Raw genomic sequence first — 24110 nt, 5'->3', positions numbered from 1 at the left:
TGTCCGCGCAGTGGGCGTCTCACGACAGGCGCCGGACCGGCGTCAGCTCAGCCGTTTTTCCGCTATATTGGCCGGTTGCCGGCCCCTGCCGAGGTACGGGGCAAGGCTCCGAGCAATCTTTATTTTGCAGACCTTTCGCAGACCTTTCGCAGGAAATCACCCATGCCCAAACTGTCGACTTCGATCCTCCTGGCGCTGGCACTTGGCGCCGGCATCGCATCCGGTACCGCCAGCGCCGCGGGCGCCGCCTATGGCCCCGAACTGCAGGGCTTCCGCTACCCTTACCCGGTGCAGCACTTCCGCTTCAATTCCCAGGGCCAGACGATGCAGATGGCCTACATGGACGTGAAGCCGTCCGGCAAGGCGAACGGCCGCACGGCGGTGCTCATGCATGGCAAGAACTTCTGCGGCGCCACCTGGGAAAGCACCATCGCCGCGCTGTCGCAGGCCGGCTACCGCGTGGTGGTGCCGGACCAGGTGGGCTTCTGCGCCTCCACCAAGCCGCCCCACTACCAGTACAGTTTCCAGCAGCTGGCCGCCAACACGATGGAGCTGCTGAAGAAGGCCAATGTCGACAAGGTGGTGCTGGTGGGCCACTCGACCGGCGGCATGCTGGCCACCCGCTTCGCGCTGATGTACCCGCAAAACGTGTCGCACCTGGTCATGGTGAATCCGATCGGCCTGGAGGACTGGAAGCAGCTCGGCGTGCCATACCGCACGGTGGACCAGTGGTTCGAGCGCGAACTGAAGCTGACCGCCGAGGGCGTGCGCACCTACGAGAAGAACACGTACTACATGGGCCGCTGGAAGCCCGAATATGAAAAGTGGGTGGACATGCTGGCCGGGCTGAATGCCGGCTCCGGCCAGCGCCTGGTGGCGTGGAACTCGGCGTTGATCTACGACATGATCTACACCCAGCCGGTGGTGCACGAGTTCCCGCAACTGAAGGTGCCCGTCATCCTGATGAACGGCGACGGCGACACCACCGCGATCGGCAGCGACATCGCGCCGCCGGAAGTAAAGGCGAAGATCGGCAACTATAAAGTGCTGGGCAAGGAAACCGTCAAGCGCATCCCGAATGCGAAGCTGATCGAGTTCCCGGGCATGGGGCATGCGCCGCAGATCGAGGATCCGGCCGGGTTCCACAAGGCGCTGCTGGGGGCGCTGGGGCAGTAAACCCGAAGCGGGCCACTGGCCGCAGGCCGATGCAAACCGGTGTCAGACACAAATGCCACCTAGTTAAGCGAACCCCAAGTGCAGGATCCGGGGTCAGACCCGTCGGGTGTTTTGTCGGGACACATGGGTAACATCTGTCGGGAGACATAGGTAACACCTTTTATGATCATTGCACATCCATTAACGGGAGCGTGCAATGCCTTGGAAGGAGTCCACCTCTATGTCATCCCGACTGGAATTCGTGCTGCTCGTACTGAGCGCTTCGGCAAACATCGCTGAGCTTTGCCGCCGATTTGGCATCAGCCGCAAGACTGCTTACAAGTGGTTGGAGCGTTATCATGCTGAAGGCGAAGGGGGCCTGCAGGATCGCTCACGGCAGCCGCATTGTTCGCCCTGCACCGCTGACGGTGAGCTTGAGATGCAAGTTCTGGCGTTGCATTTTGAGTACCCGTACTGGGGAGCTCGCAAGCTTTGCGCGCTACTGCCGGATACGGTCAAGCGGCCCCATCACAGCACCGTTCATGCGATCTTGCAGCGCCATGAGTGCCAGGTTCTTGGCGTGCCGATTAGTCAGAGCGTCGTGTTCAAGCGCTTTGAGCATGAGTTGCCCAATGACCTTTGGCAGATGGACTTCAAAGGACACTTTGCACTGACAGACACAGCTGCGGGTCGGTGTCATCCGCTGACAATTTTAGATGACCACTCGCGATTTAGCCTATGTATCGCTGCTTGCGGTAACGAACGCTACGCCACTGTGCGCACGGCATTGCAGTCGACATTTGAGCGTTACGGAATGCCTGCTCGCTTCACCGCCGACAACGGCCCGCCATGGGGCAGCACAGGTCTCATCGGACTGACAAAGCTTGAGGTATGGCTGGCACGGCTGGGTATTGCTGTGGGCCACAGCAGGCCAAACCATCCGCAGACTCAAGGTAAGGATGAGCGTTTCCATCGAACCTTGAAACTTGAGGTAATAGGGCGAAGAGGCTACGGCTCGCTTGCTCAGTGTCAGAGCGCGTTCGATGCTTGGCGCGAGATCTATAACGCTGTACGACCTCACCAATCGCTCAATCAGCAGCCACCGATTAGCAGGTACCGGTGTAGCGGCAGGTCCTTTCCATCGGTCCTGCCACCTGTCGAATACCTCCCCGATGACCAGATCAGGAAGGTCGACAAGAACGGCTACCTCTCCTACGGCCATCACCGCTACTTCGTCGGCGAAGGCCTGCATGCTGAATCTGTGGCGATCCGTCCAACTTGCACCGACGGTCTACTGGAGGTCTTCTTCTGCAAACATAAAGTTCGGGAGATAGACCTCCAGAATCCGTCGTAACATAGGTCCATGATGTGTAACCCATGTCTCCCGACATGTGTTACCTATGTCCCCCGACCATACACCCGTCGGGTCTGACCCCAGCAGTTCGTTCTTGGGGTAGTTGCAGACATTACTGGCTGGCTAGGCGCCTGAAGTAAGCGGCACCTCTTTTTTTCAACCAAATTCACGTGCCCACGCCCAGCGGCGCGCCATTGCCGGCCACCACCTGCGCCTCGTTCTCTTCCAGCACGGTGGCGATGGCGGTGGCCGGTACCGGCCGGCTGAAGTAGTAGCCCTGCATCTGCGAGCAGCCGTGCTCGCGCAGGAACGACAGCTGGTCCAGCGTTTCCACCCCTTCCGAAATCACCTGCAGGTTCAGGTTCGCGGCCAGCGCGATGATGGTGGTGACGATCGCCGCATCGTCCGGATCGACCGTCAGGTCGCGCACGAAGGCCTGGTCGATCTTCAGCACGTCCACCGCGAAACGCTTCAGGTGGGCCAGGCTGGAATAGCCGGTGCCGAAATCGTCGATGGCCAGCTTCACGCCCAGCGCCTTCAAATCACGCATCACATCGATCGCGTGCTCCACGTCGTTCATCACGGCGCTTTCCGTCAGTTCCAGTTCCAGCGAGGCGGGATCGAGCCCTGTTTCATCGAGCACGCGCGCCACGCTCTGCACGAAATCCTGCTCCGCCATCTGCCGCGCCGACACATTGACGGCCACCCGCAGGTAATCGCGCCCTTCGCGCTGCCATTCGACCAGCTGCCGGCAGGCGCTTTCCAGCACCCACGCGCCCAATGGCAGGATCATGCCGGTTTCCTCGGCCAGCGGGATGAAGCGGGCCGGCGCCACCATGCCCATTTCCGGATGCTGCCAGCGCACCAGCGCTTCCATCGCCACGATGCGGCCGCTGGCGATATCGACCTGCGGCTGGTAGTACAGCACGAATTCGCGGCGATCGAGGGCGCGGCGCATCGCCGTTTCCATCTGCACCCGTTCGCCCAGCCGTTCGCGCATCGCGCTGGTATAGAACTGGTAATTGTTGCCGCCCATTTCCTTGGCGCGGAACATGGCGATGTCGGCGCGTTCCATCAGTACGGCGGCGTCGGTGCCGTCGTCCGGGCACACGGCCACGCCGGCACTGCCGGATATGAACTGCTCCTTGTCGTCCAGTACCAGCGGCGCAGCCAGCGCGACCAGCAGCCGCTGCACCTGTTCGTTACGGGGCTGGCGCTCGCCCGGGTCGGGCAGCAGCGTCAGCGCGAATTCGTCGCCGCCCAGCCGGGCCAGCGCGCCGCCCGGCGGCAGCGCTTCCTGCAGGCGGTCCGCCACGATCTGCAGCAGGCGGTCGCCGCCCCGGTGGCCCACGCGGCTGTTGGTGAACTTGAAGCGGTCCAGGTCCAGCGACACGACCCACAGGCCGTGGCCATCCTGCATGGCCCGGCTGATCGCTTCGTGCAGGCGTTCGTGCAGCAGCTGCCGGTTCGGCAAGCCGGTCAGCGCATCGTGCGTGGACTGGTGGTGCAGCTCCGTTTCATAGGCCTTCATCGCGGTGATGTCGTAGTGGACCGACACGAAATGGGTCACCACGCCACGCTCGTCCCGCACCGGCGACACATAGGTCTCCACCCAGAACAGCGTGCCGTCCTTGCGGTAATTGCGCAGTACCGCGTGGCCGTCGCGCTGTTCGCGGACGGCGGCGCGGATCGTCTGCGCGCCGGCCTGGCCCACGTCGTCGCGGTACAACAGGCGCGGGCTCTTGCCCAGCACTTCGTCGCGCGTGTAGCCGGTCTGGTGCTCGAACGCGGGGTTGACGTAGACGATCGGATTGCCGGCGCCCGCTTCGACGATCATGATCGTGTTGGTCGACGATTCGATGGCCCGGTCGCGCAGCAGCAGCGAGCGGTTGGCTTCGGCCAGCTGGGCGGTGCGCTCTTCCACCTGGTCGCGGATCGTGCGGTTGCGCGTGGCCAGCGTGCGCACCCAGGCCGCGCCCAGCAGCGTCATCACCAGGCCCAGCACAAGTGCCGACAGCGAAGCGAGATGGTCGGACAGCCCCACCGCGTCATCCATCTCGGCCACCACGTGCCAGGGCCGGCCGGCCACGTCGATCGAGACTTTCAGCGGTGCGGGCGGGCGCGGATACAGCCAGGACAGGGGCGGCGGCACGGCGCGCTGGTCGAGTTCCGGCGGCGGCGTGTAGTAGACCAGGTTCCTGGGAATGTCGGGCACGTCGGCATACACGTGCAGTCCGACGCGCTGCAGCCGCTTGCCGCGCGCCTGCGGCGTGTGCGGCAAGCCGGATGGCTGCAGCACGTGCTCCACCATGGCGCCGGGGTCGATGGCGACCGAGGTGTACGCCGCCAGCGCGGCCCGTCGCGCGACCACGCTGCCGAGACGGGCGGCGAAGCGGTAGACGGGCAGCGACACGACCATGCCGGACAGCGTTTCCGGCAACTGCGCCAGCGGCGTCAGGCTGCTGGCTGCCGGCTGGCCGGTGTCGTATGCGCGCTGGCGGTTGGCCTCGTCCGCGGAAAACATCGTGTCCAGGCCCAGCGTGGCGGCATTGGCGGCGAACGGTTCCACATATTCGATGACCCGGTAGCGGGGCCGCCGCGCGGCCGGCATCAGCATATTGCCGCGCAATTGCGTGATCCGGGCGCCGGGCAGCACCTGGCGCAACGCCGCTTCCATGGCGGGACGGTCGGCATCGTCGACGAAGCGCAGGTAGCTGATCCCCACCACGAACGGATAGCGCACCGTCAGCGGTTCGACAAAGCGGCGGAATTCCTCGCGGGAGACGGATGGCTGGCTGACATACAGCTGGTTGACGCTGCGCAGGCTGTCGATGACGTTGTTGATGCCTTCAGACAAGGCGAACACCCTCACGTGCGCGCGTTGCGTGAACGTGAGCACGATGCGGTCCTGCTCCAGGCGGCAAATGCCGGCAAACAGCAAGGCCGTCAGGCCGAGTCCACACAGCAACGCCAGCAGTGCCGGCGCATGTTGCCGTGCATTCTTGGCCCGCGCAAGAACAGTCCTGTCACGAATTCGGGCCACCTTGCAAATCAGGTTGGACGGGTCGTCAGGGTAGCATGGTTGCCAGCCAAGTCCCCGCCCTGCTGTAGCGCGCCAGGCAAAATGTTGCCGGCTTATACTTATTAGCCTTATGTAATAGCCAGCCTTATGTAACTAGCCAGCCTTATGTAACCAGCCAGATGACATGCAGCCGTCCGCGGCTGGCCGTTAACCGCAGTAGAACCTTATACGGGAGAAGATATTGGACACCGATACGAGATGGATCGACATACAGGGTGACGACGGCACGTTCCAGGCTTACCAGGCGTTGCCGCGCGGCGGCAAGGGCCCGGGCATCGTGCTGATCCAGGAAATCTTCGGCGTCAATGCGCATATCCGCAGCGTGGCCGAGCAGTACGCGGCGGACGGCTACGTGGTGCTGGCCCCGGACCTGTTCTGGCGCCAGGGCCCCCACATCGAACTCACGTACGACGAAACGGACTGGAAGAAGGCCGTGGCATTGAAAGGCGCGACGGACACGCAACAGGCGGTGGCCGACGTGGCCGCCACGATCCGCGCGCTGCGGGGCATCGTCGGCGGCGAGAAAATCGCATCGATCGGCTATTGCTTCGGAGGCTTGCTGTCCTACCTGACCGCGGCCGCCGGCAACGTCGATGCGGCGGTAGCCTACTACGGCGGCGGCATCCAGAACCAGCTGGACAAGGCCGGCAGCGTGACGGTGCCGCTCCTGATGCACTTCGGCGGCAAGGACAGCCATATCCCCGCCGATGCCGTGAAAAGCATCGCCGAACGCTTCGGCGACCGCGACAACGTGGAAATCCATGTCTACCCGGAAGCGGAACACGGTTTCAATTGCTCGCACCGGGGCAGCTATCACCAGCGCTCGTCCGTCGAGGCACGCGGCAACACGCTGCTGTTCCTTTCCGAGAACCTGTAAGCCCGCGCACGGGCGCGCTACAATGGATTTTTAATCCCCGGCGCCCCGCGCGGGCGCCGCTCCAGCCATGGCCAGACTCAAGCTCGCATTCCCCGAAGACCAGTTCGTTTTTTCAACACAGATGTCGGTACGCGTCACCGACATCAACCACGGCAACCACCTGTCCAACGACTCGATGATCTCGATGATTTCCGAGGCGCGCGCACGGTTCCTCTACGAGTACGGGGTACGGGAGACGGAAAGCGATGGCAGCGGGATCATCGTGACCGACCTGGCCACCACCTACCGCGCCGAAGCCCATGCGCGCGACCAGCTGCTGTTCGAAGTGGGCGTGATGGACTTCAACAAGTACGGCGGCGACATCATCTTCCGCATCACCCGCCCGGCCGATGGCACGCTGGTGGCGATGGCCAAGTACGGCTTTGTGTTCTTCAACTACCGGTTGAAGGAAGTGGTGCCGATGCCGGATGATTTCCGCGCGAAATTCCCGCGGGTGAACTGGGTCGATTGAGGTGCGTTCGGCTGGCCGGGCGGCTGCATCGGCTGCCCGGCGAGAGCTGCGCGCGGGAGATGAGGTATCAGCCTCTTCCGCTTCAGCTCACCAGTTCGTTTTCTTCACGCCGCGTTTCAGGCGCTTACTTCCGGCTCACCTGGCTGCCCAGGATCGTCTTCTGGAACCAGTCGTCCACCATCTGCTTTTCATAGCGCAGCGGATCGCCGGAGGTGTACCGGTTGATACGCTGCTGGTACATCATGTTCTTCAATGTGTCCTCGCCGCTGCGCAGGACCTGGCCATCCTGCTCCAGCGTATAGCTGAGCTTCATGGTGGGCCAGTCGGCACCGCCACGCATGATGCGGATATCGTTGGTCGCCCAGCGGCGGGGCTCTTCGCGGCCCGCCAGGTCGATGTCGGTCACGGTCACTTTCAGGTTTTGCCCGGCCGGCAAGTCCTTGGCCAGGTCATTGAAATGCCGCGTCACTTCCTTCAGCACCCGGTCGCGGTCGTGCAGCGAATGGGGCATGTCGATGAATTCATCCGGCTTGACGTAGTCGACGGTGACGCCGGCGCTTGCGGCACCTGCCGCCGCCAGCAGCGCCGCGGCCAGCCAGGAGCGTGGTTGCAGTCGCATGATGTTTCCTTTCCTCGGTTTTGTCCTGTGATCAGCCTTTGAATATACGCCGAACACGTGAAAGGATCGTTTCCGCTGTCACGATGATGTAACAGATCGCAACTACCATGCTCCCATCTTGCCGGACGGTGGCCGTCCGGAAATGTCTCTAGACAGAGGCCCGCGGGCGGCAAGCCCGCAAAACGGAGTCCTGATGCGTCGTGCTCACGGCGCTATCCTTCGCCGCACCCGGCTCACGCCGGGTGCGGTTTTTTTTGTTGCCGGGATTTCTGTTTCCCAAAATCGGGGCTGACCCCGGTTTCGGGAAATGTTTCAAAGCCGGTGACAGAAAAACGGTCACAGTCGCCATTTTTCCGGAAACATTGCAAATGAAATGGTGACTGTCACCGTTTTTCCGGAAACGTTGCAAAAGAATTGGAGCCTGTCACCGGTTTTTTCGGCGGCTTTTTGTGCGTGTGCTAACGGCTGGTTTGTGCCGGGCGGGCCAGACTGTGTTCTTCAACTCAAGGTGGAGCGCAGCATGCCCGAAGGCCCTTCCCTCGTCATCCTCAAAGAACTGGCGCGGCCGTTCGAAGGCCGCACGATCGCGGCGGCGCATGGCAACAGCAAGGCCGTGCCGTTCGATGAATTGCCTGGCCAGCCGATCCTGTCGCTGCGCACCTGGGGCAAGCACTTCCTGATCGAATTGCCGCTGTATACGATCCGCATCCATTTCCTGATGTTCGGCAGTTACCGGATCGACGAGCGCAAGGAGAACAGCCCGGAGCGCCTGGGCCTGGCCTTCGAGGAAGGCGGCGAGCTGAACTTCTACACTTGCGCGGTCAAGCTGCTCGAGGGCGACCTCGACGCGGCGTACGAATGGCAGGCCGATGTGATGGCGGATGCCTGGAAACCGGCGGCCGCGCTGAAGAAACTGCGGGCGAAGCCCGACATGCTGGTGTGCGATGCGCTGCTCGACCAGGAGATCTTCTCCGGCGTCGGCAACATCATCAAGAATGAAGTGCTGTTCCGCCTGAAGATTCATCCGGCCTCGACGGTGGGCGCGCTGCCTGCCGCAAAGCTGCGCGAACTCGTGAAGCATGCCCGGCAATACAGCTTCGAATTCCTCGAGTGGAAGAAGGCGTTCGTGCTGAAACAGCACTGGCTCGCCCACACCAAGCGGATTTGCGCGCGCTGCAATATTGCATTGCACAAGGCCCACCTGGGCAAGACCAAACGGCGCACCTTCTGGTGCGAACGGTGCCAGAAACGGTACGGTCCGGTGTTGTAAAGCCGTAGCGCAAAAGTTCTTTCCTGTTGTTAATAATGGAACTGGCGCATACAATCGGCATGACCGCGCCTGGAAAATGCCCGGTTTCCTGTTCCCAATCATGAAGCGCTCCATGTCCTTTCTGTCTTCAACATCGCCCAAGCTGCCACCCTGGAAAATCCTGCTGGTCGACGACGAGCCCGATATCCATGACATCACCAAGCTGACACTGGCCCGTTTCCGGCTCGATGGCCGCGGCCTGAGCTTCCTGCATGCCTACAGCGGCCAGGAAGCCAAGGAAATCCTGTCCCGCGAAACGGACATCGCCCTGGTCTTCCTGGACGTGGTGATGGAACGCGAAGACAGCGGCCTGGAAGTGGCGCGCTGGATGCGGCAAGACCTGGACAACCAGTTCACCCGCATCGTGCTGCGCACCGGCCAGCCGGGCCAGGCGCCGGAAGAACGCGTGATTGTCGACTACGACATCAACGACTACAAGGAAAAGACCGAGCTGGACCGCACCAAGCTGTTCACGACCACGTTCGCCGCGCTGCGCGCCTACCGCGACATCATGAAAGTCGAGGAAGCGCGCCAGCAACAGGTGCACTACCGGGAAGGGCTGGAGCGGGTGATCGCGGCTTCCACGCACATCTTCCAGCAGCGCAACCTGAAGGATTTCGCCAGTGGCCTGCTGCAGCAGGTGGTCGCGCTCCTGCGGCTGGAGCACAGCATGCTGCTGCGCCTGCGCGGCGCCACCGCGATCGCCGGCGAAGGCGATTTCGAAGTGCTGGCGCAGATCGGCGAGGAAACGCTGCTGACGCCGGAACTGATCGCCCAGCTGCAAGCAGCCGAACGCAACCGTATTTCCAGGCTGGAAGGCGACACCTACGTCGGCTACTTCCCGAACCACAGCGGCAAGGCGTCGCTGCTGGTGCTGAAAGGCGTGGATGAAATTTCCGAGATCGATACCAAGCTGCTGGAAATCTTCTGCAGCGACGTGGCGATCGCCTTCGACAATATCCTGCTGAACCAGGAAATCACCGATACCCAGGCCGAGCTGATCATGCGCCTGGGCGACGTGGTCGAATCGCGCTCGAACGAAGCCGGCAACCACGTACGCCGCATGGCCGAGGTGTGCCACCTGCTGGCCACGGCGGCTGGCCTGCCGCACGAGGAAACGGCCGTGCTGAAGCATGCCGCGCCGATGCACGATATCGGCAAGATCGCCACGCCCGACGCGGTGCTGCTGAAACCCGGCAAGCTCACCCCGGAAGAGTGGGAAATCATGAAGCAGCACCCGGCCGTGGGCGCCTCGATCCTCGACGGCTCGCAGCGCCCCATCCTGAAGGCGGCCGCCGTCATCGCCCACCAGCACCACGAGAAATACGACGGTACCGGCTACCCGCAGGGCTTGAAGGGCGAAGACATCCACCTGTATGCCCGCATCGTGGCCGTGGCCGACGTGTTCGACGCCCTGATGCACAAGCGCGTGTACAAGGATGCCTGGCCGGTCGACCGCGTGATCGACTACCTGCGCGAAGTCGCCGGCAAGCACCTGGACCCGCGCTTCGTCGAGCTGTTGATCCAGAACGTGGACGAAGCGCTGGCGATCACGGAGCGGCTGCCGGACTGACGACGGCTGCGCTTCCGGGAAGGGCTGCCTCCTGGAACCGCTGGGTGACACCATTTCCGACGACGGCTGCCATCCTGAAACCACTGTCTGACACCATCTCCGGTGAATCGCCGGAAATGGTGTCAGACACCTGACCTTCAACTCCTGCCCCTTCGATACTGTCCCTTCAGCGCTTGCGCTGATCCCGCGGAAAACGCAGCTTGTAGTGCAAGCCCATGCCCGGCGCACTGCTGACCTTGATGGTGCCGCCCAGCGGGCCGGTGACCAGGTTGTACAGGATGTGCGCGCCCAGCCCGGAACCACCGCTGCCCCGCTTGGTCGTGAAGAACGGATCGAACAGCTGGCCCAGCAGGCCCTGGTCCATGCCCATGCCATCGTCGCTGTAGTCGAGCAGCACGTGCTCGCCATCGAGGCGGCCGCTGATGCGGATGGTGCCGGCCTGGTCTTCCTCGAAACCGTGCACCAGCGAATTCTCGATCATGTTGGTGACGATCTGCGACACCGCGCCCGGGAAGCTGTCCAGGTGGATATCCGGCGGGCAGTCCACCTGCACCTTGACGGGATTGCCCTTCAGCTTCGGCTGCAGCGACAGCAGCACTTCGGCCAGGTATTTCGCCAGGTTGAAGTGGCGGATGTTTTCCGACGACTGGTCCACCGCCACCTGCTTGAAGCTGCGCACCAGCGCGGCGGCGCGCTGGGTGTTGGTCGTCATGATGCGCAGCGACTGGTCGACGGTATCGAAGAACATGGCCAGGCCTTCTTCGTCCAGCCGGCCCTCGGCCAGGTCTTCCCGCGTCAGTTTCAGTTCCTGCACCAGGTGCGAGGTGGCGGTCACGCAGATGCCCAGCGGCGTGTTGATCTCGTGCGCCACGCCGGCGACCAGGCGCCCCAGCGATGCCAGTTTTTCCTGCCGCACCAGTTCCGACTGCGCATCCTGCAGCTGCGTCAGCGCGTTGTTGAGCGCTTCGTTCTGCCGCTCCAGCGCGGCTCTCGCGGAATCGAGGCGCATCGTGCGCTCCTGCACGGCGCGCTCCAGCCGGTCCATGCTCTGCAAGCCTTGCAGCGCGGACGAGACCTGGCTGGCGATCAGGGCGAACAGCGCCTGGTCTTCCTCGCTGTAGGTATGCGCCTTGTCGTAGCTCTGGATGACGATGGCGCCCAGCGGCTGCTGGTTCTGGTCCATCAGCGGGCAGCCGATCCAGTGCTCAGCGATCGTGCCCACGCCAAACGCGGCGATCTTCTTGCGGGAGAGATGCTCGTCCGCCGTCATCACGAGGCAGCGGCGGTTCAGAATCACCCACGCGGTGGGAGACTCGTCCGGCGACGCCAGGTGCGTCACTTCATCCGGATCGGGCGGCGTATCGGCTTCATCGACGTAATAGACGAAGCGCACCGCGTTCGGTGCGCCGTCGCGGTCGTTCAAGGCCACGTAGAAATTGGCCGCATACATGATGCGGCCCAGCGCACCGTGCACGGCGCGCAGGAACCCGACGATGTCGGTGCAGCGCGTGGACAGCTGGCCGATTTCCAGCAGCACGGCCTGGACGGCTTCGAGACGGCGGAGGCGATCTTCCATCGAATTTCCCGTAGTAAATAAATGCAGTCAGGAAATATAACAGGCGCCCACGCCGAGGGCCAGCGCCACTACAAAAATGCAACAGATTGGCGTTACGGCTTCCGGTAGCCGCCTTCGATCCACTCGGTGGCGCTGGTGGCGGACAGGCGGAAGTCCGGCCGCGTGCGCACCGACGCCAGTTCGTCGCCGTATTCGTCGACGGCGGTCAGCGTGGCATAGGGCTCGTCCTCGTCCGGCGTGATGACCATCTTGACGGTGATCGCCGCGCCTTCGTCCGTCACCACGCGCACGGATTTGTGCAGCCGCGCATGCAGCTGCTGTTCGTGGCGGCGGATCACTTCGTTGGCCGTCTTGACCAGCGTGTGGAAAGCCGAGATATCCAGGGGCTTGGGATTTTTCTTGTCGCGGCCCATCGTCCATGGCCCGACCAGCGCCGGCTCCGGTTCGCCATCCTTGATCATCGCCACGGCCCAGCCGTCGTCGTCCTCGTTCTTGATGACGCGGGCGGTCCAGCCCTGGCCCTGCCACACTCGGTCTTCCTGGATCAGCGCATCCTCGGGCTCTTCGTGGTCGTCATGCTGCCCTTGCTGTTCCGATTGTTCGGCTTGTTCCATCAACGTTTCCTCGATCAGATCTTCCATGGGTCCTCTCGGCAAATTACTGTATGAATACCCAGTACTATAGCAGCTTCAGAGGGAAAAATGGGAGTCTCCCCGACGCCTCGTATGGGGGATGCCACCCTGTGCGGTGCAACCGGACAATGGCGGGCATGAGAACGCCTTCCCTGCCCCCGATTTTGCCGTCCCGTGTGCCGTCCCCTTTGTCGTCCGTTTTGCCATCACCTTTGCCATTCTCCCTGCCGCGCGCCCTCCTCCTTGCCGGTTGCGCCGCGACGGCGCCGTTAGCCCATGCCCAGCAGGTGCAGGTCTACGGCCGCCTCAACGTTTCGCTGGAAGCGGCCCGGGCGCCGGGCGTGCACGCTGAACGCATGGTCAACAACCGCTCGGTGCTGGGCTTCAGGGGCAGCGAAGACCTCGGTGGCGGCCTGAAGGCATTGTTCCAGATCGAGGGTACGCTGGCGCCCGATACCGGTGCCGGGGAAATCGCCCGGCGCGATACGCGCGTCGGGCTGGAAGGTGCGTTCGGCACAGTGTTCGCCGGCCACTGGAGCACGGCCTACAACGGCGCTACCTCGGGGCTGGACCCGTTCTATCCGACCACGGCCGGCTACATGAGCATCCTCGCCAACGGGGCGGCGGCGTCCACCGACAACGTCGCCGACGTGGCCTCGTTCGACCGGCGCCAGGCCAACAGCGTGCACTGGTGGTCGCCCCGCTGGCGCGGCTGGACGCTGCGGGCCACGCACGGCCTGCCGGAAGAGCGCCCGGCCGGCGGCGCGAAACCTTCGCTGCTGTCGCTGGCGCTGATCCACGACGCGGGGCCGCTGTACCTGGCCCTGGCCCACGAACGCCACCATGAATACCACGGGCCCGGCACCGCCGACACGGGCAGCAAGGCCGCCATCGGCTACCTGTCCGGCACCACGCGGCTGGCCGTCGTCGCCGAGCGCCTCGCCTACCAGCTGCCTGCCGGGCGGCTGGCCCGCAACGCGCTGTACGTATCGCTGAGCCACCAGGCCGGGCGGCATGGCTTGCGTGCCAGCATCGGCAAGGCGGGCGACGGCCATGGCGGCGGCACCGTCGGTTTCGTGCGCGGCGGGGCCGATACCGGCGCCGTGCATGCGACCGCCGGCTACGAGTACCTGTTCTCGCCCCGCACCACGGTGTACGCGTACCACACGCGGCTGCATAACGACGGCAACGCGGCGTATGACTTCCCGATCAACGGCGTGAAGGGATTCACCGATTCGCTGGCCGGCGCGCACATCTCCGCCACCTCGTTCGGACTGCGCCACAGTTTCTAGATAGAACGGCGGCACTGCAGAAAACCGGTGACAGGCTCCGATTATGAAAATATTCGGAGCCTGTCACCGGTTTCTCTCACCGGTTTCGCATCGCTTTCGAAATAATCGGAGCCTGTCACCGGTTCTGGTGTCAGTAACCGGCCCCCGCTTCTTTCCCGTTCACCCCGCAAATCCAACCGTTCGTCGCTTTCACCCCGCATCTCCAGGGATGGCCGCGTAAAGTTCACTCATCGCCACTGCCACTCCCTGGAGCACATCATGAAAAAACTTCTCGCCGTCACCATCGTCGTGCTGCTGTTCATCGCGGCGTGCAATGCCTTCGATTCCCCGTGGGGCCACGACTTCCACGTGAATGTCGATGGCGAGGAATTCGACGGGCCGTTCGGCTGGGTGGTGGGCGTGCTGCTGGCCGGTGGCGGCTTGCTGATCGGCGCCATCGTGGTGGTCTGCGTGGCGATCCTGGTCGGGCTGCTGTTTGCCGGGCTGGGAGTGCTGGTGGTGTTCGGGCTGGCCGCGCTGGGCGTGGCGATCGCCGCCGCGCTGTCGCCGCTGCTGCTGCCGCTGGCGATCGTCATCGGGCTGGTGTGGTATTTCAGCCGCCGCGACAAGCGCCGCGCGGCGGCCATGAAGGAAGCGGCCGTCTGAAACTGATGCTGCTTAGATAAGTCCACCCCAAATGCAAAGCCCGGGGTCAGACCCGGCGGGGTGAAGCAGGGGTTTCGCGAAGCATGCTTCGCGCCTGCGGAACGATGCTGGCATGCATGCCAGCATCGTTCCTGACCCCAGCCCTTCGCTGTTGGGGTGAATGCATGTGCTTCCACGTATCGGGTAACGCTCAACTTAGCGGCGTTACCGTCTGAGACCGGCTTGTGTAAGAAAGCCAAAAAACGCAGCAAGTAAGAAAATGAAAAGGGCCGCAAGCGCGGCCCATTTTCATTTTATGCAGCCTTCCCGGCCACGTAGTTCTGGTAGCCCCGCGCCCGCAGCGCGCAGGCCGGGCACTCGCCACAACCGTAGCCCCAGTCGTGCAGGGCGCCCCGCTCGCCCTTGTAGCAGGTATGCGTATCGGCGCGGATCAGGTCGACCAGCGGCTGGCCGCCGAGGTCTTCGGCCAGTTCCCAGGTTTGCGCCTTGTCCAGCCACATCAGCGGCGTTTCCACCTTGCTGCGCGTGTCCATGCCCAGGTTCAGCGCCACCTGCAGCGCCTTCATCGTGTCGTCGCGGCAGTCCGGGTAGCCGGAGAAATCGGTTTCGCACATGCCGCCCACCAGCACGTTCATGCCGCGCCGGTAGGCCAGCGTGGCCGACACCATCATGAACATCAGGTTGCGGCCCGGGACGAAGGTATTCGGCAAGCCGTTGGCCTGCATGGTGATCTCGATCTCCTCCGTCATCGCCGTGTGCGACAGCTGGGAAATCAGCCCCAGGTCGATCATGTGGTCCTCGCCCAGCCTGGCGTCCCAGTCGGGCCGCAGCACGCGCAGCTTCGCCAGCAATTGCGGGCGCATCGCCAGCTCGATCGCGTGGCGCTGGCCATAGTCGAAGCCGATCGTCTCGACCCGTTCGTAGCGGTCCAGCGCCCAGGCCAGGCAGGTGGTGGAATCCTGTCCGCCGGAGAACAGCACCAGGGCGGCATCGCGTGTCATCATCGCATCCTCGTCAAAACAACTCGAAACAAAACTTTTAAAAAAACTCGAACAACAAACCCGAAACCTGAATCTTATTAGTACGCCATCTTTTTTACCAATCCGGTAACATCGCGCCGATAACAATCACATCGTCCACCGGGGATCACGAATTTTGGCACAACTCGTCACAAATGTAATGCGGCTGGCCTGCGTGGTGGTGCTGGCGGCGCCGCTGGCGCTCCATGCGGCGGAGGGGCTGCAGTACAACGTCCGGATCAACGCACCAGGCGACCTCGACGATCTGCTGGAAGAAAACCTCGATCTCCTGAAGTACCGCGGCAATCCCCGCACCGACATCGAGCAGCTGCGCCGCATGGTGCGCACGGCGCCGGCGCAGGCCAACACGCTGCTCGCCACCGAAGGCTACTATTCGCCCACCGTCAACGTGCGGCTGGACGAGAGCGGCACGCCGCCGCAGGTGACCGTCGACGTGACGCCCGGCGATCCGGTGCTGGTGGGCGCCGTTGAAATCGTGCTGAACGGCTTTGCCTCCAATCCGGAATCCCCGTTCGACAAGGAAGCGCTGAAAGCCAGCTGGCCGCTGGCGGAGGGCCAGGTATTCCGCCAGGCGGACTGGGAAGGCGCCAAGCGCGCGATCCTGCGCGCCGTGGTGCAGACCCGCTACCCGCGCGCGCAGATGACGGAAAGCGTGGCCACCGTCGATCCCGACACCAAGCGCGCATTGCTGCGCGTGGCGCTGGACAGCGGCCCCGAGATGCGCTTCGGCGCCATCCGGATCGAAGGCCTGAAGCGCTATCCGGAAGAAATTATCCTGAACCTCAACAAGATCAAGCCGGGCGACTTGTACAGCGAAGCGGAATTGCAGGCGTTCCAGTCGAAGCTGCAGGACACCGGCTACTTTTCGTACGTGGAAGTGACAGCGGACCTGAACACCCTGATCGGCGAACGGCAGGAAGCCCAGGCCGAACAAAGCGCCGGCGCGCCGCAGCCGGCCACGCTGCCGCCGGTGCCGCTGCTGGTGCACGTGGTGGAAAACAAGCGCAAGAACGCCAGCGTGGGTGTCGGCTTTTCCACCAACACGGGCGGCCGCACCTCGGTCGCCTATGACGACCTGGCCGTGTGGGGCCTGCGCCTGAAAAGCGCGCTGACGGTGGAACAGAAGAAGCAGACGGCGCGCGGCGACTTCTACTTCCCCACCACCGAGGATGGCTACAACGACAGCTTCGGCGCGGCGCTGGAGCGCAACGACATCGAAGGCGAAGTCACGCGCACCGCCTCGGTCTACGCCAAGCGGGCCTGGGGCACGCCGCTGCTGGAGCGCAGCATCTCGGCCGAGTACCTGAACGAGAGCCGCACGGTCGCCGGGGCGACATCGGAAACGTCATCGACCCATGCGATGAGCCTGCCGATCACCTATGCCGTCACGTGGCGCAAGCTGGACAACCTGATCTTCCCCACCCGGGGTTACGTACTGAACGCCACGGCCGGCGGCGCACTGCTGCCGATCCTCACCGATGAAAAATTCATCCGCGTCACGGCGCGCGGCATCACCTACCGCCCCATCGATCCGAAGAACCTGCTGATCTTCCGCGGCGAGATCGGCGCGCTGCGCTCGGGCAGCAAGGAAGGCGTGCCGGCCACCTACCTGTTCCGCGCCGGCGGCGACAATTCGGTGCGCGGCTATGCCTACCAGGAGCTGGGCGTGCAGGAAGGCGACGCCACCGTGGGCGGCCGCTACCTGGCCACCGCCAGCGCCGAGTACCAGTACTGGTTCCGCCCCACCTGGGGCGCCGCGGTGTTCTACGATGCCGGCAACGCCGCCGATTCGCTGTCGGATATCCATCCGAAATCGGGCTATGGCGTCGGTGCCCGCTACAAGAGCCCGGTGGGCCCGATCAATGTCGACGTGGCCTTCGGCCACGCGACGCGCAAGGCGCGCCTGCACTTCTCACTGGGATTCACGTTCTGATGGCCGACGATACCAACACCCCCGACACCCCGGCCGGCCAGGATGGCGACAATGCGCCCCTGCCGCGCAAGGAGCGCCGCTGGCTGCGCCGCACGCTGATCGGCACCGGCATCACCGTCGTCGTGCTGGGCGGCGCGATCTGGCTGCTGGGCCGGGAAACCACGCTGCAGCAGATCGCCGAGCGCGTGGCCCGGGCAAGCGGCGGCGCGATCACGATCACCGGCGTTACCGGTTCGCTGTACAACCACATGCACATCGGCCGCGTGGTCTACAAGGGCAAGACCAGCACCATCACGGCCGACAATATCGACATCGACTGGTCGCCGCTGCAGTTCTTCTCGTCCGGCATCGAGATCAGCGAGCTGCGCGTGCAGTCGGTGCTGATGCAGACCACCGCCGAGGACGACGAGCCGCTGACCGTTCCCGCCACGCTGGCGCCGCCGTTCCGCATCTCGGTCGATGACGCGCGGCTGCTGAAGCTGACCATGGTGGGCCTGACCGGCACCCGCAACGAAGTCACCGATATCCGCGCCAGGCTGTATGGCGACAAGACGCAATGGCAGCTCACCAGCGCCAGCGCCATCACGCCGATCGGCCGCGTTGCGGCGGATGGCACGATCGGCGCGCAAAAACCGTTCAAGCTGCAGGCCAAGGCCGCGCTGACCGAGGTGCACATCGCGCCGGGGCAGCCTTCCGCGCAGCTGGCGGTGGCCGCCACCGGCAACCTGTCGCTGATGACGCTGGGGATCAAGGGCACGTCGCCGAATGCCAACGGCGACGGCACGGTCACGCTGGTGCCCTTCGAGAAGATTCCCCTGCGCGCGGCGGATATCCGCGCCTACGGCGTCGATCCCTCGCGCTTCCAGTCGGCGTGGCCAAAGGCCAGCCTGGACCTGCGCGTGAAGGCCGACATCGGCACGCGGCAGCAGGTGAGCGGCGTGCTGGAACTGGTCAACACGGCCGCGCCCGGCCCGATCGACCAGCAACTGCTGCCGCTGAAGGCGGTCACGGCGCGCCTGGGCGGCAACCTCACGGTGGCCACGCTGGACAACCTGCTGATCGACCTGGGCAACGCCGGCCGCTTCACCGGCGCCGGCCGCGTCGAGCGCACCGGGCCGGACGGCGGCATCGAAACGGCCGATATCCGGCTGCACACGGACCGCATCGACCTGCACCACATCCACGGCGCCGCCAACGCCACGGCGATCGCCGGCGACATCTCGGCGAAAAGTACCGGAAGCGGCACCGGCACCGTGCAGACCTTCGACGTGGCGCTGGCCGAAAAGAACATGCGCCTGGATGCCCATGCGAACCTGAAGGACACGCTGGTGACGATCGAGCGCGCCCGGCTGCAGGCCGGCCGCGGCAGCATCGGCGTGACGGGCCAGGCCAGCCTGGCCGGCGACCGCGCCTTCAAGGCGGCGGCCACGGTGGACCGCTTCGACCCCGCCGCGCTGGGCAACTTCCCGAAGGCGGACCTGAACGCCGTGGCCAACGTGGCCGGCAAGCTGGTGCCGGAACCGAACGCCGCCATCGGCTTCACGATCCGGCCATCGACCTTCGCCGGCCAGAAGCTGTCCGGCAGCGGCAAGCTGAATGCCGATGCGCGGCACCTGACGAACATTGCCGCCAGCGTGGCGATGGGCCGCAACACCATCGAGGCACGCGGCGACTTCGGCCTGCCGGCCGAGAAACTGAACTGGAAGGTCGACGCGAAAGACCTGGCGGCACTGCGCGGCGACCTGGCCGGCTCGGTCGCCGGCAGCGGCGTTGCCACCGGCGGCTATGCCGCGCCGCGCACCAGCTTCGATGTCGAGGCGCGCGGCATCGGCCTCACCGGCGCGAAAGTGCGCGCGCTGGACAGCGTGATCCGCGCCTCCGGCCAGTTCGCGCTGGCCGGCAAGGACAAGTCGCCGGAAGTCACCCTGTCCGGCAGTGCGCGGCGCGTGAACCCGGCAGCCTTTGCGGCATCCGCGCCGGCGGGCAACCTGAACGCCACGTTCTCCGGCAATGCGCGCCTGGCGGCCGACTGGCGCGCCAACATGAACCTGGACTTCGCGCCATCGACGCTGGTCGACGCGCCGCTGACCGGCCACGCGAAACTCACGGCCGATCACCGCCACGTGGACAATGCAGACGTGGACCTGCGCCTGGGCCCGAACAGCCTGCAGGCCAGGGGCGCGTTCGGCGCCCCGGCGGACCGGCTGAACTGGAAACTCGATGCGCCCCAGCTTTCCAGCCTGGGCGCCGGTTTCGGCGGCGTGCTGCGCGGTACCGGCACGCTGGGCGGCACCATGCAGAAACCCATGCTGTCGTTCGGCATCGAAGGCAACTCGCTGCGGCTGATGACGCAGCACCAGGTGCGCGCCATCAAGGCCACCGGCACGCTCGGCAATGTCGATGCGCTGGTGGCGGACGTGAACGTGACCGGCTACAGCTCGCCGGCGATCTCGATCGACCGCGCCCGCCTGCAATCGAGCGGCACCGGCGCGGCGCACTCCATCGCCCTGTCCGCCGCGAATCCGGACTTCGACGCGGCGCTGCGCATCAAGGGCGGCTGGGCCAACGACACGTGGAGCGGCACCATCGACACGCTGCAGAACCGTGGCCGCTTCGCGCTGACCCTGCAAGCGCCTGCCCCGCTGACCATCGCGGCGTCGAAAGGCAGCGGCGTGGCGGGCCTGGCGAAACCGGAGCGCATCGCGTTATCCAGTGCCGTGATCGGCCTGCCGGAAGGCAGCCTGCGCGTGGAAAACCTGGAAAAAAACGGGCCACGCTGGCGCAGCCGCGGCACGGCCGCCGGCGTGCCGGCCACGTACCTCGCGCAACTGTCCGATGCCTGGCGCGGCCGCGTCGTCAGCGACCTGACGCTGGGCGCCAACTGGGGCCTCGACATGACGCTGCCTTCCGGTGGCGCTGGCGCTACTCCTTCGGCCCCCGCTCTCAATGGCGCGGTGCGCGTATTCCGCGAAAAAGGCGACATCACCGTGGCCGGCGGTGCGGCGCCGCTGCCGCTCGGGCTGTCGCAATTGCAGGCCGGCGTCAATGTCTCGGGCAATACGCTGAAGGTGCAGGCCGGCATGGTCGGCACCCGCGCCGGCCGTATCGCGCTGGACGCCACGGCCCAACTGCGCGACGGCCGCATCCCCGGCGACAGCCCGCTGGCCGTGACGGCCAGCGTGGACGTGCCGTCGATCGCCTGGATGTCGCCGCTGACCGGCATGGAAGGCCTGGAGCTGGAAGGTGCGCTGAAGGCCGCGATCGCCGGCAGCGGCACCGTGGCCAATCCGGCCTTGAACGGGGAAGTATCGGGCAACGGCCTGGTGATCAACCTGGCCGACCAGGGCGTCCGCCTGCGCAATGGCCAGTTGCAGGCGCGCGTGGAAGGCGACCGGCTGACCTTGCAGAAGCTGCACTTGGAAGGGCGCACCGGCCGTGCCGACGCGGAAGGCTGGGCGCGCCTGGCCGGCAATGAAATGACGATGAACCTGAAGCTGACGGCCGACAAGCTCGAAGCGCTGTCCCGCCCGGACCGCACGCTGGTGCTGTCCGGCTCCAGCGAGGTGATACGCGACGCGAAGCGCTTCCAGCTGAACGGCAAGTTCCGCGCCGACCGCGCCGACATCGAACTGCCCGACGAGAATTCGCCGACCATCAGCGACGACGTGGTGATCCTCGGCCGCACCAAGCCGACGATCAAGGAAACCGCGCAGGCGATGCCGCTGAACGTGGACCTGGAAGCGGACCTGGGCAAGGATTTCCGCCTGAAGGGCAAGGGCCTCGACGCCTATCTGGAAGGCGGCGTGCACGTGCGGGTCGCCGACCGGCGCGCGCCGCGCATCAATGGCAGCATCCGGGTTGCCAGCGGCACTTATGCCGCCTACGGCCAGAAGCTGGCGATCGAGCGCGGCGTGATCAACTTCACGGGCGCCTACGACAACCCCGGCCTGAACATCCTCGCCGTGCGCAAGCGCCCGGAAGGCTCCGAACTGTCCGACACCAACGTGGAAGCCGGTGTCGAAGTGCGCGGCACGGCGCTGGCACCCACCGCGCGGCTGGTCTCCACGCCGTCCGTGCCGGACAGCGAGAAGCTGTCCTGGCTGGTCCTGGGGCATGGCATGGACGACATGCAGGGCAACGAGATGGGCCTGCTCGGCACCGCCGCCGGCGCGCTGTTCGGCGGCAAGGGCGGCGGCAGCTTCGCCAACAAGATCGGGCTGGACGAACTGGGCGTCTCGCAGGGCAGCGGCAATGCCACGGGGCTGGAGAACACCGTGGTCACGGTCGGCAAGAAGCTGTCCTCGCGCGCCTACCTGGGCTTCGAGCAGGGCGCCGGCAGCGCCACCTCGCTGGTCAAGCTGCGCTACAAGCTGAACCAGCGGATCACGCTGCAGTTCCAGACCGGCACGAACAACGCGCTGGATGTGCTGTATACGTGGGCGTTCGATTGAAGGGGGTGTGGTGGAGCCACCGAATCTGGCACTAATGTCGCTTAACTTAGATAAGCCCACCCCAGGTGCAAGTTCCGGGGTCAGGGAGGAATACTGGCTTGCAGGCCAGTATCGCTACGTCGGCAAGGAGCGATGCTCCTTGAAACCCCGACTACGCCCCGACGGGGTGCAGCAGGGGTTTCGCGAAGCATGCTTCGCGCCTGCGGAACGGTGCTGGCATGCAGGCCAGCACTCCTTCCTGACCCCTGCCCTTCGCTGTTGGGGTGAATGCATGCGCTTGCAATGTGTCCTGTAACGCTTGACCAACCGGCATCAGGTCAGGCACCGTCAGCGCAACCTACTCCGGATTCCGATCCGGCACCGGATCGTCCTGCTCCACCGGCGCATCCGGGTGATGCGGGTGGTTCGGCTGCGGATCGGGCATCGGTTCGTCGACCGGTACCGGCAGGTCCGGTGCCCGGTGCGCGTGGACCGGCAGGGCCGAACGTTCCATGAATGGGTCCATGATTCCTCCTGTCGTCTGGACAATCACCGTACCACGCCCCCCGGAATCGCGCCGCAGCGTTACAATTTTGCTTTTCCCGACGATCTCTCTCCATGCAACTGACCACACTGGCCCTGCTGATCCTGATCCCGCTGCTGATCTGGCGGGTCTACCTGCGCCTGCGGCCATTTTTCGCCCGGCAGGAATCGCTGATGTGGAAGCACTGGACCGGAGCCGTGCTGTTCCCGCTGCTGCTGCTGGCGGCGGCAATCTCGCTGCTGGCGGACGTGCTGGCCCTGTCGTCGCTGGGCGCGGGCGCGCTGGGCGGTGCCTGGCTGGGCTTTTTCACGCTGAAGAAAACCCGCTTCGAGACGATCGGCCGGCGCTACTACTTCAAGCCCTACGAACGCTTCGGCATCCTCGTCTGCATGCTGTTCGCCGCGCGCGTGCTGCAGATCGGCGTCGAACTGTACATGAACCGCCAGTCCGAACTCCCGCAACTGATCACCCGCGAAATGGTGCTGCGCCACCCATTGTCCTGCGTTGCGTTCGGCCTGCTGGCCGGCTACCTCGCCACTTTTTCGATCGGCATGCTGCGCTGGCGCCGCGCACAGCCGCCACTGCCGGAGCTCGAATGAATCCCCTGCTGTCCGATACCCTGCTGCCCAACGAGCCCCGCATCGCCGACCCGCTCCAGCACACCCTGACCGAACGTTTCCTGCTGCCGGCGCTGCCGGGCCTGCGGGCCCTGCTGGAAGAACTGCGCGCCCGCGTCGACCCGGTGCTGTCCGCGCGCGTGCCCGCCAGGCTGGGCCAGCCCTACCCACGTGGGCAGGGACTGCACATCACCCAGGCGGTACATGAGGCGATACGCCGGGTCGACGCCGGCACCCTGCCGCCCCGCACCGCCGACGGTTTCGCGGCGCTGGCCGCCTTCCACGCCCATGGCGGCAGCCTGCGCCATGTGTGGGGCGCGCTGCGCGGCACGCACTTCCACCATGCATTCCTGTTCGGCACCTTGCTGGTCGATGTCGCGGCAGACGCGATCGCCGGCGGCGGCGGCAAGGTCGGCATCGTGCCATTCCGCCAGGCGCGCTTCACGCCGGTGCGCGACCACCGCCATTACGCGCTGCTGGCCAGGAGCGCCTGGCACGCCACGGTGTACCCGAACCACGTGCTGCCGACAGCAGCGCCGTATGCGCCGCTGATCGTGCTGGTGCCGGGAGGTTCGGTGCGGATCGAATCCGATGCCGCCTACATGCATGAACTCGCCCTGGCAAGCGGCTTCACGTCGAGCGCAGACGCGCTGAAAGGCCCGGCCATGCCGCCCGCCCTGTTCCGCCTGATCGCCGACACGCTGGGCAAGGCGGACATCGCCACGGCCGCGGACCCGGTGCAGGGCCAGCGCGACGGCCTGGCCCTGTGCGCACGCTATCGCGACGGGCACCGCCGCGCCGGCGACCTGGGCCACGTACGCGCGCTCGAATTGCTGGGCAAGGCGAACAGCCTGCTGGCCACGCTGCAGGTCGCCGTCTCGCAGCAGCGCGCCGCCTGACGATCGCCGCGCAAGCGGTTGG

At 65.1% G+C, this 24110-nt stretch carries 18 protein-coding genes; 12 read left to right on the top strand and 6 right to left on the bottom strand.

What is annotated here, in order from left to right:
* Positions 1–162 precede the first annotated feature (162 nt).
* Complete coding sequence (locus OU994_RS04840) at positions 163–1176, top strand: alpha/beta fold hydrolase (protein WP_131147900.1); 1014 nt, start codon at positions 163–165, stop codon at positions 1174–1176.
* Positions 1177–1372: 196 nt separating this feature from the next.
* Entirely contained in the window at positions 1373–2509 is a 1137-nt protein-coding gene (locus OU994_RS04835) for an IS481 family transposase (protein ID WP_281608087.1), read from the top strand.
* Between the two features lie 166 nt (positions 2510–2675).
* Here OU994_RS04835 and OU994_RS04830 read toward each other — a convergent pair whose 3' ends face one another.
* On the bottom strand, positions 2676–5552 hold the full coding sequence (locus OU994_RS04830; RefSeq protein WP_281609840.1) for an EAL domain-containing protein: 2877 nt from the start codon (positions 5550–5552) through the stop codon (positions 2676–2678).
* A gap of 220 nt (positions 5553–5772) precedes the next feature.
* On the opposite strand from OU994_RS04830, the gene OU994_RS04825 reads away from it, so the two are divergent.
* Positions 5773–6468, top strand: coding sequence for a dienelactone hydrolase family protein (locus OU994_RS04825; protein WP_281609839.1), 696 nt, complete (start codon positions 5773–5775; stop codon positions 6466–6468).
* A 67-nt stretch (positions 6469–6535) separates the two neighbouring features.
* Positions 6536–6979, top strand: coding sequence for a thioesterase family protein (locus OU994_RS04820; protein WP_131147903.1), 444 nt, complete (start codon positions 6536–6538; stop codon positions 6977–6979).
* 124 nt (positions 6980–7103) lie between these two features.
* On the opposite strand, the gene OU994_RS04815 is transcribed toward OU994_RS04820, so the two are convergent.
* Positions 7104–7598: a DUF3016 domain-containing protein gene (locus OU994_RS04815; RefSeq protein WP_281609838.1), complete on the bottom strand. Its 495-nt coding sequence runs from the start codon at positions 7596–7598 to the stop codon at positions 7104–7106.
* Between the two features lie 373 nt (positions 7599–7971).
* Between OU994_RS04815 and OU994_RS04810 the strand changes: the two genes are divergently transcribed.
* Together OU994_RS04810 and OU994_RS04805 are read left to right on the top strand one after the other, a co-directional pair.
* A complete protein-coding gene (locus OU994_RS04810) occupies positions 7972–8868 on the top strand; it encodes a DNA-formamidopyrimidine glycosylase family protein (protein ID WP_307731793.1) in 897 nt (298 codons plus the stop codon).
* 112 nt (positions 8869–8980) lie between these two features.
* Complete coding sequence (locus tag OU994_RS04805) at positions 8981–10480, top strand: response regulator (protein ID WP_281609837.1); 1500 nt, start codon at positions 8981–8983, stop codon at positions 10478–10480.
* Between the two features lie 166 nt (positions 10481–10646).
* Here the strand turns inward: OU994_RS04805 and OU994_RS04800 are convergent, their stop codons facing one another.
* Both OU994_RS04800 and OU994_RS04795 read right to left on the bottom strand, forming a co-directional pair.
* Entirely contained in the window at positions 10647–12056 is a 1410-nt protein-coding gene (locus OU994_RS04800) for a GAF domain-containing sensor histidine kinase (RefSeq protein ID WP_281609836.1), read from the bottom strand.
* Positions 12057–12148: 92 nt separating this feature from the next.
* A complete protein-coding gene (locus OU994_RS04795) occupies positions 12149–12670 on the bottom strand; it encodes a hypothetical protein (protein WP_281611579.1) in 522 nt (173 codons plus the stop codon).
* A gap of 230 nt (positions 12671–12900) precedes the next feature.
* Between OU994_RS04795 and OU994_RS04790 the strand changes: the two genes are divergently transcribed.
* Both OU994_RS04790 and OU994_RS04785 read left to right on the top strand, forming a co-directional pair.
* Positions 12901–13980 carry a porin gene (locus tag OU994_RS04790; protein WP_281609835.1) on the top strand — a complete coding sequence of 360 codons (1080 nt, stop codon included), beginning with the start codon at positions 12901–12903 and terminating at the stop codon, positions 13978–13980.
* Between the two features lie 258 nt (positions 13981–14238).
* Positions 14239–14625 carry a hypothetical protein gene (locus OU994_RS04785; protein ID WP_281609834.1) on the top strand — a complete coding sequence of 129 codons (387 nt, stop codon included), beginning with the start codon at positions 14239–14241 and terminating at the stop codon, positions 14623–14625.
* A gap of 293 nt (positions 14626–14918) precedes the next feature.
* Here the strand turns inward: OU994_RS04785 and queC are convergent, their stop codons facing one another.
* Complete coding sequence (queC, locus tag OU994_RS04780; RefSeq protein WP_281609833.1) at positions 14919–15629, bottom strand: 7-cyano-7-deazaguanine synthase QueC; 711 nt, start codon at positions 15627–15629, stop codon at positions 14919–14921.
* A 175-nt stretch (positions 15630–15804) separates the two neighbouring features.
* On the opposite strand from queC, the gene OU994_RS04775 reads away from it, so the two are divergent.
* A complete protein-coding gene (locus OU994_RS04775; protein WP_281609832.1) occupies positions 15805–17598 on the top strand; it encodes an autotransporter assembly complex family protein in 1794 nt (597 codons plus the stop codon).
* Positions 17598–22049: a translocation/assembly module TamB domain-containing protein gene (locus OU994_RS04770; protein ID WP_281609831.1), complete on the top strand. Its 4452-nt coding sequence runs from the start codon at positions 17598–17600 to the stop codon at positions 22047–22049. Before OU994_RS04775 ends, OU994_RS04770 begins: the two co-directional genes overlap by 1 nt.
* A 337-nt stretch (positions 22050–22386) precedes the next feature.
* On the opposite strand, the gene OU994_RS04765 is transcribed toward OU994_RS04770, so the two are convergent.
* Entirely contained in the window at positions 22387–22554 is a 168-nt protein-coding gene (locus OU994_RS04765) for a hypothetical protein (RefSeq protein WP_281609830.1), read from the bottom strand.
* A gap of 92 nt (positions 22555–22646) precedes the next feature.
* Between OU994_RS04765 and OU994_RS04760 the strand changes: the two genes are divergently transcribed.
* Positions 22647–23171 carry a hypothetical protein gene (locus tag OU994_RS04760; protein ID WP_281609829.1) on the top strand — a complete coding sequence of 175 codons (525 nt, stop codon included), beginning with the start codon at positions 22647–22649 and terminating at the stop codon, positions 23169–23171.
* The gene (locus tag OU994_RS04755) at positions 23168–24088 is read left to right on the top strand and encodes a hypothetical protein (protein WP_281609828.1); all 921 of its coding nucleotides are present in this window, start codon (positions 23168–23170) and stop codon (positions 24086–24088) included. Before OU994_RS04760 ends, OU994_RS04755 begins: the two co-directional genes overlap by 4 nt.
* The last annotated feature ends 22 nt before the right edge of the window (positions 24089–24110 follow it).

It is taken from the genome of Pseudoduganella sp. SL102, from assembly GCF_027856995.1.
Taxonomy (GTDB): Bacteria; Pseudomonadota; Gammaproteobacteria; order Burkholderiales; family Burkholderiaceae_D; genus Rugamonas; species Rugamonas albidiflava.
Note: the sequence above shows the minus strand (reverse complement) of the source record. Positions and strands in the feature narration are given on the sequence as shown.

Excerpts from the sequence above, each read along its gene's own strand:
- OU994_RS04840 (WP_131147900.1), top strand. The coding sequence starts at position 163 with ATGCCCAAACTGTCGACTTCGATCCTCCTGGCGCTGGCACTTGGCGCC.
- OU994_RS04835 (WP_281608087.1), top strand. The coding sequence starts at position 1,373 with ATGCCTTGGAAGGAGTCCACCTCTATGTCATCCCGACTGGAATTCGTG.
- OU994_RS04820 (WP_131147903.1), top strand. The coding sequence starts at position 6,536 with ATGGCCAGACTCAAGCTCGCATTCCCCGAAGACCAGTTCGTTTTTTCA.
- OU994_RS04815 (WP_281609838.1), bottom strand. The coding sequence starts at position 7,598 with ATGCGACTGCAACCACGCTCCTGGCTGGCCGCGGCGCTGCTGGCGGCG.
- OU994_RS04810 (WP_307731793.1), top strand. The coding sequence starts at position 7,972 with ATGGTGACTGTCACCGTTTTTCCGGAAACGTTGCAAAAGAATTGGAGC.
- OU994_RS04805 (WP_281609837.1), top strand. The coding sequence starts at position 8,981 with ATGTCCTTTCTGTCTTCAACATCGCCCAAGCTGCCACCCTGGAAAATC.
- OU994_RS04800 (WP_281609836.1), bottom strand. The coding sequence starts at position 12,056 with ATGGAAGATCGCCTCCGCCGTCTCGAAGCCGTCCAGGCCGTGCTGCTG.
- OU994_RS04795 (WP_281611579.1), bottom strand. The coding sequence starts at position 12,670 with ATGGAACAAGCCGAACAATCGGAACAGCAAGGGCAGCATGACGACCAC.
- OU994_RS04785 (WP_281609834.1), top strand. The coding sequence starts at position 14,239 with ATGAAAAAACTTCTCGCCGTCACCATCGTCGTGCTGCTGTTCATCGCG.
- queC (WP_281609833.1), bottom strand. The coding sequence starts at position 15,629 with ATGATGACACGCGATGCCGCCCTGGTGCTGTTCTCCGGCGGACAGGAT.
- OU994_RS04775 (WP_281609832.1), top strand. The coding sequence starts at position 15,805 with ATGCGGCTGGCCTGCGTGGTGGTGCTGGCGGCGCCGCTGGCGCTCCAT.
- OU994_RS04770 (WP_281609831.1), top strand. The coding sequence starts at position 17,598 with ATGGCCGACGATACCAACACCCCCGACACCCCGGCCGGCCAGGATGGC.
- OU994_RS04765 (WP_281609830.1), bottom strand. The coding sequence starts at position 22,554 with ATGGACCCATTCATGGAACGTTCGGCCCTGCCGGTCCACGCGCACCGG.
- OU994_RS04760 (WP_281609829.1), top strand. The coding sequence starts at position 22,647 with ATGCAACTGACCACACTGGCCCTGCTGATCCTGATCCCGCTGCTGATC.
- OU994_RS04755 (WP_281609828.1), top strand. The coding sequence starts at position 23,168 with ATGAATCCCCTGCTGTCCGATACCCTGCTGCCCAACGAGCCCCGCATC.